The organism is Mycobacterium sp. UM_11 (genome assembly GCF_001414075.1).
Taxonomy (GTDB): domain Bacteria; phylum Actinomycetota; class Actinomycetes; order Mycobacteriales; family Mycobacteriaceae; genus Mycobacterium.
The window spans coordinates 1-14,239 of sequence record NZ_LATC01000114.1; the positions used below are offsets into that span (position 1 = coordinate 1).

Below are 14,239 nucleotides of genomic sequence, written 5' to 3' on the forward strand. Positions count from 1 at the left end.
GTGTATAAGAGACAGCGTCGACGGCGACTGGCTGCTGCTGGTGGAACTCGCCGCCGACCAGGACCAGACGGACCGGCTCGCCGACCTGCTCGACGGAGCGCGGATGTGCTCCGAGCCCGCGGTCGGCGTGGATGTGGCTGCGCAGCAACGGTTGTGGCAGGTGCGCGAGTCGCTCGCCGAGGTGCTCGGCGTGTACGGGCCGCCGCTGAAGTTCGACGTCTCGTTGCCGCTGTCGTCGATCGACGAATTCGCCCGAGCCGCAGTCGATTTGGTCGGGACGCACGCCCCGGATGCGCTGCCCGTACTGTTCGGCCACATCGGCGAGGGCAACCTGCATCTCAACGTGCTGCGCTGCCCGGTCGACCGGGAGCGGGCACTCTACGAGCCGATGATGGAACTGATCGCGCGATCCGGTGGCAACGTCAGCTCCGAGCACGGCGTCGGCACCCGCAAGCGGCACTACATGGGCATGTCACGCGAGCTGGCGGACATCGCGGCGATGCGGACCATCAAGGCCGCGCTGGACCCGACCGGCTACCTCAACGCCGCGGTGCTCTTCGACTAGCCGGAGGTCGCCTGACATACGCTGGCGTCCATGGCATCCGGGATCTTCGACACACCCGTCAACCGAATCGTCAACAATTTCTTCAATGGCATGATCGACGCGCCCGTCGTCGGGCGACTGGTACGACGCGGGCTGATCAAGATCCGCTACGTCGGCAGGCGTTCGGGCAAGACGATTCAGACCCCGGTCGGGTATCGCCGTTCCGGCGACGGCATCGTCATCAACGTCATGTCGCCCGATAGCAAGACATGGTGGCGAAACTTTCTCGGCGCGGGCGGGCCGATCACGCTGCTGAACTTCGACGGCGCGGACCGCACCGGACACGCGATCGCCAGCCGAGACGAGAAGGGCCGCGTCAAGGTCGCGGTGCGGCTCGACTGATCACGAACCCTTGATCCCGACCGCGTGCCGCAGCTGCGCCAGGAACTGATCGGCATCGTCGCTGGGCACGATGTAGTGCGAGATCGCGATCCGGATCACGGTCGCCGCCTTCACCGCGGCGTTGGGTCCGGGCAGGTGGCGCTGCAGGCCCTCCCGCATCTGCGGGATGACCCCACCGAACTGGGCGATGGTGTGTTCGGGCTCGACGTCGACCATGCGCACCCCGGAATACGAGTGCTGGTATTCCACGATGAACCGCAGCACGGCGTCGAGCTTGTCGACCCCCTTCAACCCCGCCGTGGCCCGCACCAGCCCGCTCTCGAAGATTTGCCGCTCGTAGCTCGAAAAGGCCGACAGCAACTCCTCTTTCGACGCGAACCAGCGGTACAGCGTCGGGCGCGAGACCCCGGCCTGCGCGGCGACGTCGGACAGGCTGAGCTTGGTCTTGCCGTTGCGGCCCAGCACCTCGGCGGTGGCATCGAGGATGCGCTGCCGCGTCGAGGTGTCGGGCTCTGCGGTCTGGGCCGGACTGCTCATAAGTGCAACTCTACGAAGTCGTTCACCGTCATTTCGCCTCCCGGCCAGGCTTGGGCGGTCTCGGCCGCACCAACACGGACTGCTGGATGGCGCCCACCGCCCCCTGCTCGTCGAACAACGTGCCGACCGTGGTCCCGATGCCGTCCGGGCCATAGTTCGTCTCGGCGCGGATCCCGATCCACTCCCCGTCGGGAACCCGGAACACGTGCACGGCCAGGTCGGTGTTGAGGAAGGTCCACCGGGTGATGTCCAACTTGCTGCCGATGCCGTTGGCGCAGTCGGCCACCGCGAACAGCCGCTCCAGCGGTGTCATGCTCTCGCCGGTGACCAGGTCCACGGTCGGGTGGATCCACGATTCGCCCGGCCCCTCGCTCAGCGGTTCGGTCAGCCACAGCCAGTCCAGGCTGTGCACGTAGTTGCGGTCCCAATCCCGCGCCTTCAGGTTGCGGTTGCGCGCCTCGCTGCGCGGCCGCGGCATTTCGGGCGCGGCGTGGGCCACGGCGCGCGTGTCCAGCGTCTGTAGCCGCCAGCCGCTGGCGCGAGCGACCGGCCGGGGCTCGCCATCGGGGCCGGGGGCCAGCATCTCGGCGGTGACCAGTTCGATCTGCTTGCCGCCCCGCTGCACCTGCGAGCCGACCCACAGGTCCCCCTCGGCGGGCACCCCGCCCAACAGGTCGATGACGACGCGCGACAGGCGGGTGTCGTCGCGCTGCTCGCACCGCTCGAGCGCCCGCACCAGCAGCGCGGACACCGGCCCGCCGTGCTGAATCGCGGCCGACCAGGTGCCCCGCGCCAGGTCGGTGGCCCGAAACTTCTCGCCCAGCGGATCGGCGCCGTCGACGAGCTCGTAATAGGAGTCGGACATCGTCGTCAACCTTTCCTCAGGGCAGGCCGGCGCCGGGAGTCGTCACCGTGACCGCATCCAGCCGGGACAGCCGGGTGCCGACCAGCCGCTGGGGATAGGCGTCCGTGCTGGACAACAGGAACAGCGTGCGCCGCTCGGGGCCGCCGAGCGCGCAGGCGATCGCTACGCGCTCGCCGATGTCGATGCGGTCGGTCACCGCCCCGCCCTCGACGATCCGCTCGAATTGGTGGGCCAGCGTCATGGACGCCCACACCGCGCCGTCGGCGTCGAGCGCGATGCCGTCGGGCGGCCCGTCCAGACCCTCGGCGAAAACCCGCCGGTCGGCCAGGCCGCCGTCGGAGTCGATCGTGAACGCGGTCAGCCGGCGGCCGATCGACTCGGCGACGATCAGGGTGGCGCGGTCCGGGGTGATCACCATGCCGTTGGGAAAGTCGAGGTCTTCGGCGACGACGGTGGCGCTGTCGTCCGGATCGAGGCGGATGATGCGCCCGCCGTGCCGCGCCTGGCACCCGATGTAGGCGCGCCCCGCGTCGTCGATCACCATGTCCCCGAGGTTCTCCGGCGCGAGTTCGGTGAGATCGGCGATGGTGTCCACGGATTCACCGTCGTAGCGCAGCACCTTGCGGTCGTCGGCCGAGACGATCAGCAGCGATCCGTCCGGGCGGAAACCCAGGCCGGAGGGCGCGTGCCCGGGCAGCGGCAAGGTCGTGAGCGAGCCACCCATGGTCGAGGTGTGGACCGCCTCGCCCAGCATGTCGGAGAACCACAGCAGCCCCTCGAACCAGCGTGGCCCCTCGCCGAAGCAGAAGCTGTTGGCCAGCGGTTCGGGAATCATCCGGTCACGCCTTTGACCACGGCTTCCGCTTTACAAAACACCGCCAAAGTGTCATGCACCGCGGGTGCCGGTGTCAATCTCGCGACGGCCGGTCCCCGCGGGCCCCATGAACGCGGATGCGCAACCGCGGGAGGCGCCGCCCAATTGTGTTGCGCCCCTGGGTGTCCCATCGAGCCGGCGGTCCACCGAGTCACCACCTTGTTAGCCAAGCTTTACAAATCCTACGCAAAGTGTCACGCTGAGCCGTGAGCTGCTAGCCGAGAGGTGGACCCGACTTGACCACGGAATCTGAGCAGACCGAGTGGACCGTGCAGGGCCTGCTGGACCTGTTCGACGTGCGGGCCGACGGGCCGGACCGGTTCACCGGCGACACTGGGATCGCCGGCGGCGACGAACGTCAGGTGGTGGAGGGCACCCAGGTGCTCGCCCAGGCGATCGTGGCGGTGGCCAAACGGTTCGGAGACAAGTCGGTGCGTTCGGCGCACGCGGTGTTCTCCCGCGCGGTGACCGTCGGCCCGCCGATCGAACTCGTCCTCGACGTCGTGGCCGAGGGCCGGTCCACCGCCACAGCGGTGGTCGCCGTCCACCAGAACGGGCGGCGCTGCCTGAGCATCACGGTGCTGGCCGACGTGCCGACCGGCGACGTCATCCGCCACCACCTGCCGCGCCCCGACGTGACCGGGCCCGCGGACGCCATTCCCTCGCCGATGCCGATGGTGGGCCGCGAACTGCGCCTGGTCGACGTCGTCGACGTGAACAGCCCCGACGAGGTCGGGCCACCCGAGCTGTACGCGTGGCTGCACTACGACCCGATCCCGGAACGGGACGACCTGGCCAAGGCGCTGCTCGCGTACTTCACCGGCCACCTGGGCATCTCCACGACGATGCGACCGCACGAGGGCATTGGCACCGCCCAGGCGCACCTGACCGTGTCCACCGCACCGATGAGCATCTCGGTGGCGTTCCACGAACCGGTGCGCTGGGACGGCTGGCTGCTCTACACCCACGAGAGCACCCAGGTCGGCGCGGGGATGTCGTACGTGCGCGGCACCGTGCACTCCGAGGCGGGCGAGCTACTGTGCTCGTTCGCCCAGGAGGCGCTGATCCGGCCGCTGCGCACCACCGACACGGCGATCGATTCCCGCGCGCGATTCTGACGGCGGGCCGCGCTCATGCACTTCACCATCACCCATCCGATGCACAGCCACCCGTACAACCCGGAGTTGGTCAGCGGGGACGGCATCGCGAAGGTGGCCGCGGCCACCGAGGCGGCCGGCATTCACGGGTTCGGCTTCACCGACCACCCGGCGCCGTCGCAGCGGTGGCTCCAAGCCGGTGGGCATGACGCTTTGGATCCCTTTGTCGCGCTGGGTTTCGCGGCGGCCACGACGACGACGCTGCGGCTGATCCCCAACATCGTGGTGCTGCCGTATCGAAACCCGTTCGTAGTGGCCAAGTCCGGCGCGACACTGGACCTGCTGTCCGGCGGCCGCTTCACGCTCGCGGTCGGTGTGGGTTATCTGAAGCGGGAATTCGCAGCGCTCGGTGTCAGCTACGACGAGCGGGCCGAGCTGTTCGAGGAAGCACTGCGGGTGATCCGGGCTGTCTGGACCGGCGACGACATCACCTTCGAGGGCAAGCATTTCAGCGCGCGGGGGATCACCGCGCACCCCCTCCCGCTGAGCGATCCGCACCCGCCGATCTGGATCGGCGGCAACACCTCGTCGGCGCGCCAGCGCGTGGCGCAATACGGCGACGGCTGGTGCCCATTCCCCGCCCCTCCCCAGTTGGCCCAGACGGCGGGCACCGCGGTGATCGACTCCATGGCGCGGCTCACCGAAGGCATCGACGATCTGCGGCGCCGGTGCGATGCCGCGGGCCGCGACTGGTCCACCATCGACATCACCTTCGCGAACTTCGAGGGCGGCAGCCCCGCCGACGACTCATTCAACGCCGACGCCTACCTTGCCGGCTTGGAAAAGCTTGCGGGCGTTGGGGTTACCTGGGTGAGCGTGCACCTGCCCGGAGACAGCATCACCCATGTGCTCGAGACCCTCGACCGCTTCCGCACCCTCGTGATCGACGCGGCCTGATGGACTTCTCCCGCGTCGAACTCTCCCCGGAGGACCAGGCCTTCCGCGACGAGACCCGGGCGTTCATCGCCAAGCACGTCACCGACGAAGTGCTGCACCGGCAGCTGAAGTTCGGCGAAAACTTCGACGAGGAGGTGCATCTGGCGCTCGGCGAGGCCGGCTACCTGGCATCCGATTGGAAGCTGGAGGCCGAGGGCGGCTTCAGCCCGGTGCGCCGACGCATATTCCAGCTCGAGATCGCCCGCGCCCACACCCCCTGGTATCACTGGGGCACCACGTCCGTCGTCGCCAAGCTGGTGCGGCAGTTCGGGGTGCCCGAGTTAGCCGACAAGGTCATCCCGGGCGTGCTGGCCGGCGAGATCCGGCTGTGTCTGGGCTACACCGAGCCCGAGGGCGGCTCCGACGTCGCCACCTGCAAGACGCGCGCGGTGCGCGACGGCGATGCGTGGATTATCAACGGCTCCAAGATGTTCACGTCGAACGCGCAGAACGCCAGGTACGTCTTCCTGCTCACCAACACCGACCCCCAGGGCCCCAAGCACAGGAACCTGACGATGTTCCTGGTGCCCCTCGACACGCCGGGCATCGAGATCCAGGGCATCCGGACGCTGGACGGCGACCGCACCAACATCGTCTACTACAGCGACGTCCGCGTCGACGACGTCTACCGCATCGGCGAGGTGAACGGCGGCTGGACGGTGATGCGCGCGGCGCTGGACTCCGAGCACGGCATCGTGGACCCGGAAGACCATGGGCTGCAATACGTCGCGGCGATGGCGGCGCACGGCGACCTGATGGCCGAAGTGATCGACGCCGTCGCGGCCGTCGTTTCGGCGACGGACGACGAGTCGGTGAAGTACCGGCTCGGACGGGCCGTCGCGCGCATGGAGGCGTCGCTGTCATCGCCCGGAATGTTCGGCCGGGTCGCGGTCGCGCAGACGATGCGCGACATCACCGGTGACCTGATGGACATCATGGGCTCGGCCTCGGCGTTGCCGACCGAAACCGAAGGCTCCGCCACCGACGGTGCGGCGGAACATCTTTACCGGCTCTCGTTGCCGCTCGGCATCTATGGCGGCACCCTCGAGGTGTTCCGCAACATGATCGCCCAGCACGAGCTGAAGCTGGGACGCCCTAGCTACGGCGGGTGAGCGGCAGGTCGGCCACGACGTCGGCCCGGGCCAGGTCGAAGCTCAAAAAGCCCTTGATGGGCAGGCTTTCGGGTGGCGGATCCGAATAGCTCCAGGCGATGTCGTCGATCGCGTGATCGTCAACGACGGCCGACCAGTAGGTGGCGAAGCCCTTGTAGTTGCAATACGTCACCGTGTCGGTGCGGCGCAGCAGGTCGGTGCGCACGTGCGTCGGATCGACGTAAAGCCTTGGCTCCAAGGCCGTTTCGAACACAATAACGGTGTCATCGGTATCTACCAGCGTGACGCCCCCGACGCTGGCGCGCAGGCGGCGCCTCGTCGGCCGGCAGTCGACGCGGTGGTAGGGGTTCGGCGGATAGTGCACGAGCTCGCGTCCCTCCTCCAGCCAGGTGTCGACGGCGTCCCACGGCACGTGCACGAAGCCCGGCGCCTCCGGCTCGGGTTCGGTGGGCAGGTCGGCGACCGCGTCGGCCGGGAAAACGTAGCTGAGCGGCCGGCCCCGCCGGTGCACCAGCAGCGCCCGCTCGGTGTCGATCACCAGGCGCCCGTCCTGGATCGCCTGCACGCGCCGTGGGTGCGGCTCGACGAACACGACGCCGTCCGGTATGGCGGGGGAGAACCGCCCGGCCGGATCACTGCTGAGCGGACCACGTCCGGCAACGAGGCTCATGGTGCTCCTTCCATCGCCCAAGTCTTCGACCGTCACGCTAGCGTGGCACTGGCAATGGACCGTCACGCCGGCGTGACATTCGAAGAGCGCGGAGTAGGAACTTAGCCATGGCGGGACCAATGGAGGGCGTCAAGGTCGTCGAGCTCGGGGTCTGGGTGGCCGGGCCGGCCGCCGGCGGCATCCTGGCCGACTGGGGCGCCGACGTCGTCAAGATCGAGCCGCCGCGCGGGGACCCGGGGCGCATGTTCGGCAGGATGTTGGGCTGCGACCTCGGCGTCAACCCGCCCTTCGAGATGGACAACCGCTCCAAGCGCAGCGTCGTGCTGGACCTCGCGCGGGAGTCGGGCCGCGACACCGCGTTCGAATTGCTCGCCGACGCCGACGTTTTCGTGACGAACGTGCGGCCCGGCGCGCTGTCGCGCCTCGGACTGGACTTCGAGTCGGTGTCGGCGCGCAATCCCCGCCTGGTCTACGGGCTGATCACCGGATACGGCGAGACCGGGCCCGACGCCGACCGCGCCGCATACGACGTCGCCGCGTTCTGGTCGCGGGCCGGGGTGGCACATCTGCTCACCCGGCCCGGTGACACGCCGCCGTTCCAGCGCGGCGGCATGGGCGATCACTCGGCCGGCATGACGCTGGCCGCGGCGATCTGCGCGGCGCTGGTTGCCCGCGCCCGCACTGGGACCGGCCAACTGGTCAGCACCTCGCTGTACCGCCAGGGCGCCTACACGGTGAGCTTCGACCTGAACACCTATCTGCTGACCGGTCAGCCGATCGCGGTCGGGCAACGCGAGGCGATGGGCAACCCGTGCATGAACAATTACGCGACCGCCGACGGGCGTCGATTCTGGATCGTCGGGCTCGAAGGCGACCGGCACTGGCCCCCGCTATGTCGCGTCGTCGGCCATCCGGAGTGGCTGACCGATCCCCGGTTCGGCGACGCGTACGCGCGCTTCGTCAACGCGGCGGAGCTGATCGCCGAACTCGACGCCATCTTTGCCACCCGCACACTCGACGAATGGGCGCAGGCGTTTTCCGGTGAACCGGACTTCTTCTGGTCACCGGTCAACTCGCTCGAGGACGTGGTGGCCGACGAGCAATTCCACGCCGCGGGCGGCATCGTCGACGTGCCGGACGGCGAATCCGTCGTTCCGATGGTGGCCACCCCGGCCGATTTCCACGGCACCCCATGGGCACCCCGTTCTGCGGCACCGGAACTCGGGCAGCACACCGAGGAAGTGCTCGCCGAGCTCAAGGCTCGCCACGGCTTGTGACCACCGGTCGCTCCTTTACAAATATCGTCCTAAGTGTCACGCTGTCCGGTGAGCCGCGCAAGGCGGCACCCAGCCCAGGACAAGCGTTGCCGTAAGCGCCAATCCCCGCGCGGCGGTGAGGAACGGATTGAATGGTCACGTCAACGTTCGACATCAGCCAAGGCGCCCGGGTCGATGCCGCCGGAGCCGGCCGGGAACGTTTGGGATACCGGCTCGACGTCATCGCGGTGAGCGCCCTCGACGTCGTCCAATCGGCCGGGGGTTGGCTGTACGACCGCGCCATGGCCGGTTGGCAGGTGACGGTGTTGCTGCCCGACGCGGGCGACGACCGATCCCTGCGCATCCTCGGTGTGCGGGCGCTGGACCTCGAGGAGCAATTCGCGATGCTCGGCCCGGCGAGCCAGAGCCTCGCGGTCAGCGCCGAGGCGTTCATTGCGGATGCGCGCGTGCGCGACAGGGTGCTGGCGTCGCTGGACGACCGGCTGACCGAAGTCACGCTGTGGGGCCACGCGCCGTCCGGTTGGCCCTTGCGGGTGGATCGCGGGGTGGCCCGGGCGCAGTACGCGCTCAGTGCGGCCGCGCGCCGATTCAAGGGCCACGCGCTGGCCGCGGCCGGGATGGCTTGTCCCACGGTCTATTCCACCGAGACCTTGCTCTGTGACCTGGCGACCTGCGCGCGCGGCGACTCGGGGCTGGTCCGGCTCGACTGATGAAGAAGTACTACCGGCACACGCTTCTCTACCTGCACGAGACCATCTCGCTGGGCACCGGCCGAACCGAGCGCTTCACCGAGGTCTTCTCCGACACCTACCGGCCGATGATGGAGGAGCTCGGCGCGCGGCTGTTCGCGATTTGGGAGACGACGCCCTACAACGGTCACTGGCCGCAGGTGACGATCATCTGGGAGATCGACGGATTCGCCGATTACGCGCGCATCGGCGCGGCGCAGGCCCGCGGGGGCAGCCACGAGGCCGCGGCCGGAAAATGGTCGGCGTTCCTGGCCGACGCCGGCGCGGCGGGGGAGGGCCGCATCATGTACCCCGGGCCCAGCAACAAGACCCTGGCCCAGCTGCGCGACGCGAATTTCACCGCGCCGCTGGTGATTCAGGAGATCATGCAGACCAAGCCCGGGCGTCAGGACGACTACATCCGCGAACTGGAGCGCCTCTACGTTCCATGGTCGGAACGGACCGGCAAACGCTGGCTGGGCTCGTTCACCACGACCTTCCGCTACAACGAGGTCATCCACTACTGGGCGCTCGACGGCGGCTGGGAATGCTTCGCCAACCACTACCCCTCGTGGAAGGAGAGCCCGCCTCCCGAGATCGTCACGTGGATCAGCGTGGCGCCCGCCCTGCGCGATGGCTGGGAGGACTCGATCCTGCAGGCCCTACCGCCCTCGCCTCTGCAGTGAGCTTCTCCTACGACCCGTTCGACGCGCAGGTAATGGCAAACCCATTGCCCTACTACCAAATTCTGCGCGACCAGTACCCCGTGTACTACATGCCGCAGTGGGACACCTTCGCGCTGTCCCGCTTCGAGGACATCTGGCAGGTGTTGGAGGTCAACGACGGCACGTTCGTCGCGACGGAAGGTACATTGCCCCCGGCCTCGGTGCTGGCTTCCCACAACGACGGGCCGCTCGACGACCCGCCGCTGCACCCGCTGCCCTTCCACGCGGTGTTCGACACGGACCTGTACGCCGAGATCCGCCGCGCGCATTCGGCGCCGTTGCGTCCGAGGTCGGTCGCCGGGCTGGAAGCCAGGATCCGCACGCTCGCCAACGAGCGCCTCGATGAGCTGCTGCCGCGCGGCTCGTTCGACCTGACGCAGGAGTACGGCGGCATCGTCGCGGCGTCGATGGTGTGCGGATTGCTGGGCTTACCAGACGATCTCGCGCCCCAAGTGCTCGCCGCGGTCAACGCCGGCAGCCTGGCCGAGCCCGGTGAGGGCGTCGACACCGCGCAGGCCCGGCCAAACTATCTCGAATACCTCACGCCGGTGGTCGAGCGCCGGCGGGCCGACTCATCCGGGACCGAGTTGCCGGTGGTCGATGGCCTGCTGCGCTACCGGTTGCCCGACGGCAGCGCGCTGTCCGACGCCGAGGTCGCGACGCAGATGCTCTGCATCTTCATCGGCGGGACGGAGACGGTGCCCAAAATCGTCGCGCACGGGCTGTGGGAGCTCAGTCAGCGGCCCGGCCAGATGGCCGCGGTGTGCGCCGACCCCGCCACCAACGTGCCGATCGCACGCGAGGAGATGATCCGCTATTGCGCACCGGCGCAGTGGTTCGCCCGAACTGCCCGGCGGCCGTACACGATTCACGGGCGAACGATCGAGCCCGGCCAGCGCGTCATCACCCTGCTGGCCTCGGCCAACCGCGACGAGCGCGAATACGCCGAACCCGACGAGTTCATCTGGGACCGGCCCATCCGCCGTTCGCTGGCGTTCGGACGCGGCCAGCACTTCTGCATCGGCTACCACCTGGCCCGGCTGGAAATCGATGTGCTGCTGGCCGAATGGCTGCGCCGGGTGCCGGACTTCGCCGTCGACGGCGACGCCGCCACCCGGCTGCCGTCCAGCTTCCAGTGGGGATGGAACAAGATCCCGGTGGAGGTCTGACGTGTGGTCCTACCGGATCATCGCCCCATATGTGTTGGAGTGCACGTCGGTCGCCGAGAAGACGCCCGAGGACCTGGCCGAAGGCCAGGTGCTGTTACGGTTTTTGGCCGCCGGCGTCTGCGGCAGCGACATGCCGGCCTTTCGGGGCGCCAAGGGACGGCTCCCGGGCGACGACGGCGTTAGCGCCGCCGAAAAGGACGGCTTCCCGATCCACGAAATCGTCGGCGAGGTGATCGCCAGCCGCCATCCCGAGCACCGTCCGGGCGACCGCGTGGTGGGCTGGGCGTCCGGCTTCGACGGCCTGATGGAGCGGGTGATCAGCGACGGCAGCGGGCTGGCCCCATACGACCCGGGACTTATCCCGGCCCAGGCCGTCGGCCTGCAACCGCTGGCGTGCGTCCTGTACGCCCTCGAGCAGCTGCCCGACCTCACCGGCAGGCACGTGGCGATCATCGGCCAGGGATCGATCGGCCTGCTTTTCTCCTATGTCGCCAAGGCGGCCGGCGCGCGGCGCGTCACTGGAGTCGACCCCGTCGACCGATCAGGTTTCGCAACCGCTTTCGGCGTCGACGAGGTGGTGCGCGCCACCAGCGACCGGTGGGTGAGCCGGCTCGTGGCCGCGGACCGCGCGGACGTCGTCATCGAGGCGGTCGGCCATCAGGTGGCCACCCTGGGGCACGCGATCGAGGCCGCGGCGTTCGGCGGCACCGTGCTGTATTTCGGCGTGGCCGACGACGACGCCTACCCGATCAGCATGCGCCTGATGCTGCGCAACAACCTCACCCTGAAATCTGGTGTGACACTCGACCGCCGGCGGATGCTGGAGCTCGCCGGCAAGTTCGCCGCCGAACATCCGGAGCTGCTCGGCACGTATCTCACGCACACCTTCGGGATCGAGGACGCGCAGGCCGCGTTCGACTTGGCCTGCCGGCCCGACCCGAAGCGTGTCAAGATTGCGATCGCCGGGTGAGCGTCTTCGAGGGCGACAAGCAGACGCCGATCTGGGGCGGCTGGATCACCGGCCCGAGCCTGATCGGCCCGGACGAATTCAGCAGGGCCGGTTACGATTACGTCGGATTCGACGCCCAACACAGCTACCTCGACGACGCCGGCATCGCCGGCATGCTGCGCCGAACCGAACACCTGCCGATTGGCACCGTCGTCCGGCTGCCCAACGCCGACCCGGCACCGATCGGGCGTGTGCTGGACGCCGGCGCCGACGCCGTCGTCATCGCGATGATCGAGTCCGCGGAACAGGCCGCCGCGGCGGTGGCCGCCACCCGCTACCAGCCGGCGGGCATCCGCAGCTTCGGCCCGCTGCGCGCCGACCTCGGCCGCGACACCGCCGCGCTTCAAGCCCGGGTTAGCGTGTTCGCGATGATCGAGACCGCCGCGGCGCTGGAAGCCGTTGACGAGATCTGCGCCGTCGACGGGCTAGCCGGGCTCTATGTCGGACCCGCGGACCTGGCCCTTTCGCTCGGCGTGGATGTGCTTGGGGCGCACAGTGATCCGATCGTGCTGGACGCCATCGTGCGCATCCGGCGGGCGGCGGATGCCGCCGGACTGGTTAGCGGAGTCCACGCGGGGGACGGCACCGCGGGCCGCGCCATGGCGAAGCTGGGGTTCTCGATGATCACCCTGGCGGCCGAATCGGTTGCGCTGCGCCGGGGAGCCGCGGAACACCTGCGCGAGGCCAAGCATGACGGATGATCGGGCCGCGATCCGCGAACTGATTGACGCCTACGCGTTGGCGCTGGACGCCAACGACATCGACGCCTGCCTGCGCCTGTTCGCCCCGGACGCCGAATTCCTGGTCTACGGGCGCACGTTCGCCGGGCACGACGGCATCGGCAAGATGTTCCGGGATGCCCCGCGGGGTCTGCACCTGACCGGGGTGTCCCGCATCGACGTCCACGACGACACGGCAACGGCCCGGTCGCAGGTGCTGTTCGTCCGGGCGGTCGACCAGAACCTCCGACCCGCGCTGTACGACGACGAGCTGGTCCGCACCGACGGGCGGTGGCTTTTCCGCCGGCGCCGATGCCAATTCGTCACCAGCCGAGGCCTTTCCGACGCCCCCGAGGTCACATCGTCATGAATGAACGCGTCGCACTGGTGACCGGGGCGGCCGGGGGACAGGGCTGGGCCATCGCGAAAAAACTCCGGGCGGAGGGTTATTCGGTGGCCGCGTGTGATCGGCGCGCGGGCGACCTGACCGCCCTGGTCGCTGAATTGAGCGACGACGAGGTGATCGTCGTCGAACTCGACGTCACCTCGGAATCGCTGTGGGAGCAGGCCGTGCGCACCGTGGTCGACCGGTTCGGGGCGCTGACCACGCTGGTCAACAACGCCGGCGCGTTGCACCGGGCGTCGCTGGCGGACGAGACCGCGGATGCGTTCGAAAACTCCTGGCGGGTCAACTGTTTCGGTGCATTCCTGGGCATCCACACGGCACTGGAGCACCTCCGCGCGGCGACCAACGCCGCGATCGTCAACATCTGCAGCACCGGCGCCATCCGCCCCTTCCCGCACCACGCGGCCTACGGTTCGGCGAAGTGGGCGCTTCGCGGCCTGACCCAGAACGCCGCCGCCGAACTGGCGCCCCTCGGCATTCGCGTCAACGCCGTCTTTCCCGGGCCGATCGCGACCCCGATGCTCGACGACGCCACCCAACTACGGCTCGCCGCGTCGTCGGCCTTCGGGCGGATCGGCCAGCCCCGCGAGATCGCCGACGCGGTCGCGTTCCTGGTCTCCGGGGCGGCGTCGTTCATCACCGGCGCCGAACTGGTCGTCGACGGCGGCCAATGCGTGCAGATCCGATGAGCCGCACCCGCGGTAGCGCTAGTCGAACCTGATGAGCTGGCGCACGGCGGTGCCGTCGGCGAGGTTGTCCATGGCCTCGTTGATCGCCTCCAGCCGGATCGACGAGGACACCAGCGCCTCCACCGGGAGCCGGCCCGACTGCCACAGTGCGACGAACCGGGGAATGTCGCGACTGGGCACCGCCGAACCCAGGTAACTGCCGATCAGCGATCGGCCTTCGGCCACGAAACCCAACGGCGACACGGTGATTCGCGCAGCCGGTGGCGGCAGCCCGACCGTGATGGTGCGGCCGCCGGGCGCGGTCAGGGCGATGGCCGTCTCGAGCGCGGCGGGATGGCCGGCGGCCTCGATGACCACGGCGGCCTTGACGCCGCCGTCGAGGGCCTGCTGCGAGGTGTATGCCTCGTGCGCGCCCCGGGC

The 14,239-nt window shown here is 69.0% G+C and carries 18 protein-coding genes; 13 read left to right on the forward strand and 5 right to left on the reverse strand.

Features of this window, described 5'->3' with window-relative positions:
• Positions 1 to 565, forward strand: a 565-nt coding sequence (locus WU80_RS21230) for an FAD-linked oxidase C-terminal domain-containing protein (RefSeq protein ID WP_304437999.1), incomplete at its 5' end; no start/stop codon positions are given.
• Between the two features lie 30 nt (positions 566 to 595).
• Positions 596 to 946 carry a hypothetical protein gene (locus WU80_RS21235; protein WP_055405090.1) on the forward strand — a complete coding sequence of 117 codons (351 nt, stop codon included), beginning with the start codon at positions 596 to 598 and terminating at the stop codon, positions 944 to 946.
• Here WU80_RS21235 and WU80_RS21240 read toward each other — a convergent pair whose 3' ends face one another.
• Genes WU80_RS21240 through WU80_RS21250 form a run of 3 tightly spaced genes read right to left on the reverse strand, consistent with a single transcriptional unit; the run spans position 947 to position 3,183 of the window.
• Positions 947 to 1,483: a TetR/AcrR family transcriptional regulator gene (locus WU80_RS21240; RefSeq protein ID WP_055405091.1), complete on the reverse strand. Its 537-nt coding sequence runs from the start codon at positions 1,481 to 1,483 to the stop codon at positions 947 to 949.
• A gap of 28 nt (positions 1,484 to 1,511) precedes the next feature.
• Positions 1,512 to 2,348, reverse strand: a complete 837-nt coding sequence (locus WU80_RS21245; protein ID WP_055405092.1) for a thioesterase family protein — start codon at positions 2,346 to 2,348, stop codon at positions 1,512 to 1,514.
• 16 nt (positions 2,349 to 2,364) lie between these two features.
• Positions 2,365 to 3,183 carry an SMP-30/gluconolactonase/LRE family protein gene (locus tag WU80_RS21250; RefSeq protein WP_055405093.1) on the reverse strand — a complete coding sequence of 273 codons (819 nt, stop codon included), beginning with the start codon at positions 3,181 to 3,183 and terminating at the stop codon, positions 2,365 to 2,367.
• 275 nt (positions 3,184 to 3,458) lie between these two features.
• On the opposite strand from WU80_RS21250, the gene WU80_RS21255 reads away from it, so the two are divergent.
• From WU80_RS21255 to WU80_RS21265, 3 genes are read left to right on the forward strand one after another with little or no spacing between them, the layout of a single operon-like run.
• The gene (locus tag WU80_RS21255) at positions 3,459 to 4,340 is read left to right on the forward strand and encodes an acyl-CoA thioesterase II (RefSeq protein WP_055405094.1); all 882 of its coding nucleotides are present in this window, start codon (positions 3,459 to 3,461) and stop codon (positions 4,338 to 4,340) included.
• A 15-nt stretch (positions 4,341 to 4,355) separates the two neighbouring features.
• On the forward strand, positions 4,356 to 5,276 hold the full coding sequence (locus WU80_RS21260) for an LLM class F420-dependent oxidoreductase (RefSeq protein ID WP_055405095.1): 921 nt from the start codon (positions 4,356 to 4,358) through the stop codon (positions 5,274 to 5,276).
• Positions 5,276 to 6,427, forward strand: a complete 1,152-nt coding sequence (locus tag WU80_RS21265) for an acyl-CoA dehydrogenase family protein (RefSeq protein WP_055405096.1) — start codon at positions 5,276 to 5,278, stop codon at positions 6,425 to 6,427. The genes WU80_RS21260 and WU80_RS21265 overlap by 1 nt, the downstream gene beginning before the upstream one ends.
• Here WU80_RS21265 and WU80_RS21270 read toward each other — a convergent pair.
• Positions 6,411 to 7,097 carry a DUF427 domain-containing protein gene (locus WU80_RS21270; RefSeq protein WP_055405097.1) on the reverse strand — a complete coding sequence of 229 codons (687 nt, stop codon included), beginning with the start codon at positions 7,095 to 7,097 and terminating at the stop codon, positions 6,411 to 6,413. The two genes, WU80_RS21265 and WU80_RS21270, sit on opposite strands and share 17 nt — an antisense overlap.
• Positions 7,098 to 7,204: 107 nt before the next feature.
• Here WU80_RS21270 and WU80_RS21275 point away from each other — a divergent pair, with 107 nt between their 5' ends.
• From WU80_RS21275 to WU80_RS21310, 8 genes are all read left to right on the forward strand, one after another.
• Positions 7,205 to 8,374 (forward strand): CaiB/BaiF CoA-transferase family protein, encoded by a 1,170-nt coding sequence (locus tag WU80_RS21275; protein ID WP_055405098.1) that lies wholly within the window; start codon positions 7,205 to 7,207, stop codon positions 8,372 to 8,374.
• Between the two features lie 131 nt (positions 8,375 to 8,505).
• Positions 8,506 to 9,084 (forward strand): hypothetical protein, encoded by a 579-nt coding sequence (locus WU80_RS21280; protein WP_055405099.1) that lies wholly within the window; start codon positions 8,506 to 8,508, stop codon positions 9,082 to 9,084.
• On the forward strand, positions 9,084 to 9,788 hold the full coding sequence (locus WU80_RS21285; RefSeq protein ID WP_055405100.1) for a hypothetical protein: 705 nt from the start codon (positions 9,084 to 9,086) through the stop codon (positions 9,786 to 9,788). Before WU80_RS21280 ends, WU80_RS21285 begins: the two co-directional genes overlap by 1 nt.
• The gene (locus WU80_RS21290; RefSeq protein ID WP_055405101.1) at positions 9,785 to 10,996 is read left to right on the forward strand and encodes a cytochrome P450; all 1,212 of its coding nucleotides are present in this window, start codon (positions 9,785 to 9,787) and stop codon (positions 10,994 to 10,996) included. Before WU80_RS21285 ends, WU80_RS21290 begins: the two co-directional genes overlap by 4 nt.
• Before the next feature lies 1 nt (position 10,997).
• Entirely contained in the window at positions 10,998 to 11,966 is a 969-nt protein-coding gene (locus WU80_RS21295) for a zinc-binding dehydrogenase (RefSeq protein ID WP_055405102.1), read from the forward strand.
• Positions 11,963 to 12,706 carry an HpcH/HpaI aldolase/citrate lyase family protein gene (locus tag WU80_RS21300; protein ID WP_055405103.1) on the forward strand — a complete coding sequence of 248 codons (744 nt, stop codon included), beginning with the start codon at positions 11,963 to 11,965 and terminating at the stop codon, positions 12,704 to 12,706. Before WU80_RS21295 ends, WU80_RS21300 begins: the two co-directional genes overlap by 4 nt.
• Positions 12,696 to 13,094, forward strand: a complete 399-nt coding sequence (locus WU80_RS21305) for a nuclear transport factor 2 family protein (protein ID WP_055405104.1) — start codon at positions 12,696 to 12,698, stop codon at positions 13,092 to 13,094. Before WU80_RS21300 ends, WU80_RS21305 begins: the two co-directional genes overlap by 11 nt.
• Positions 13,091 to 13,819, forward strand: coding sequence for an SDR family NAD(P)-dependent oxidoreductase (locus WU80_RS21310; protein WP_055405105.1), 729 nt, complete (start codon positions 13,091 to 13,093; stop codon positions 13,817 to 13,819). Before WU80_RS21305 ends, WU80_RS21310 begins: the two co-directional genes overlap by 4 nt.
• Positions 13,820 to 13,837: 18 nt before the next feature.
• Here WU80_RS21310 and WU80_RS21315 read toward each other — a convergent pair.
• A partial coding sequence (locus WU80_RS21315) for a zinc-binding dehydrogenase (protein WP_156371813.1) occupies positions 13,838 to 14,239 on the reverse strand: 402 nt, incomplete at its 5' end.

Coding starts and splice junctions, on each gene's coding strand:
- WU80_RS21260 (WP_055405095.1), top strand. CDS start 4,356: ATGCACTTCACCATCACCCATCCGATGCACAGCCACCCGTACAACCCG.
- WU80_RS21310 (WP_055405105.1), top strand. CDS start 13,091: ATGAATGAACGCGTCGCACTGGTGACCGGGGCGGCCGGGGGACAGGGC.
- WU80_RS21245 (WP_055405092.1), bottom strand. CDS start 2,348: ATGTCCGACTCCTATTACGAGCTCGTCGACGGCGCCGATCCGCTGGGC.
- WU80_RS21250 (WP_055405093.1), bottom strand. CDS start 3,183: ATGATTCCCGAACCGCTGGCCAACAGCTTCTGCTTCGGCGAGGGGCCA.
- WU80_RS21280 (WP_055405099.1), top strand. CDS start 8,506: ATGGTCACGTCAACGTTCGACATCAGCCAAGGCGCCCGGGTCGATGCC.
- WU80_RS21270 (WP_055405097.1), bottom strand. CDS start 7,097: ATGAGCCTCGTTGCCGGACGTGGTCCGCTCAGCAGTGATCCGGCCGGG.
- WU80_RS21235 (WP_055405090.1), top strand. CDS start 596: ATGGCATCCGGGATCTTCGACACACCCGTCAACCGAATCGTCAACAAT.
- WU80_RS21305 (WP_055405104.1), top strand. CDS start 12,696: ATGACGGATGATCGGGCCGCGATCCGCGAACTGATTGACGCCTACGCG.
- WU80_RS21285 (WP_055405100.1), top strand. CDS start 9,084: ATGAAGAAGTACTACCGGCACACGCTTCTCTACCTGCACGAGACCATC.
- WU80_RS21275 (WP_055405098.1), top strand. CDS start 7,205: ATGGCGGGACCAATGGAGGGCGTCAAGGTCGTCGAGCTCGGGGTCTGG.
- WU80_RS21240 (WP_055405091.1), bottom strand. CDS start 1,483: ATGAGCAGTCCGGCCCAGACCGCAGAGCCCGACACCTCGACGCGGCAG.
- WU80_RS21265 (WP_055405096.1), top strand. CDS start 5,276: ATGGACTTCTCCCGCGTCGAACTCTCCCCGGAGGACCAGGCCTTCCGC.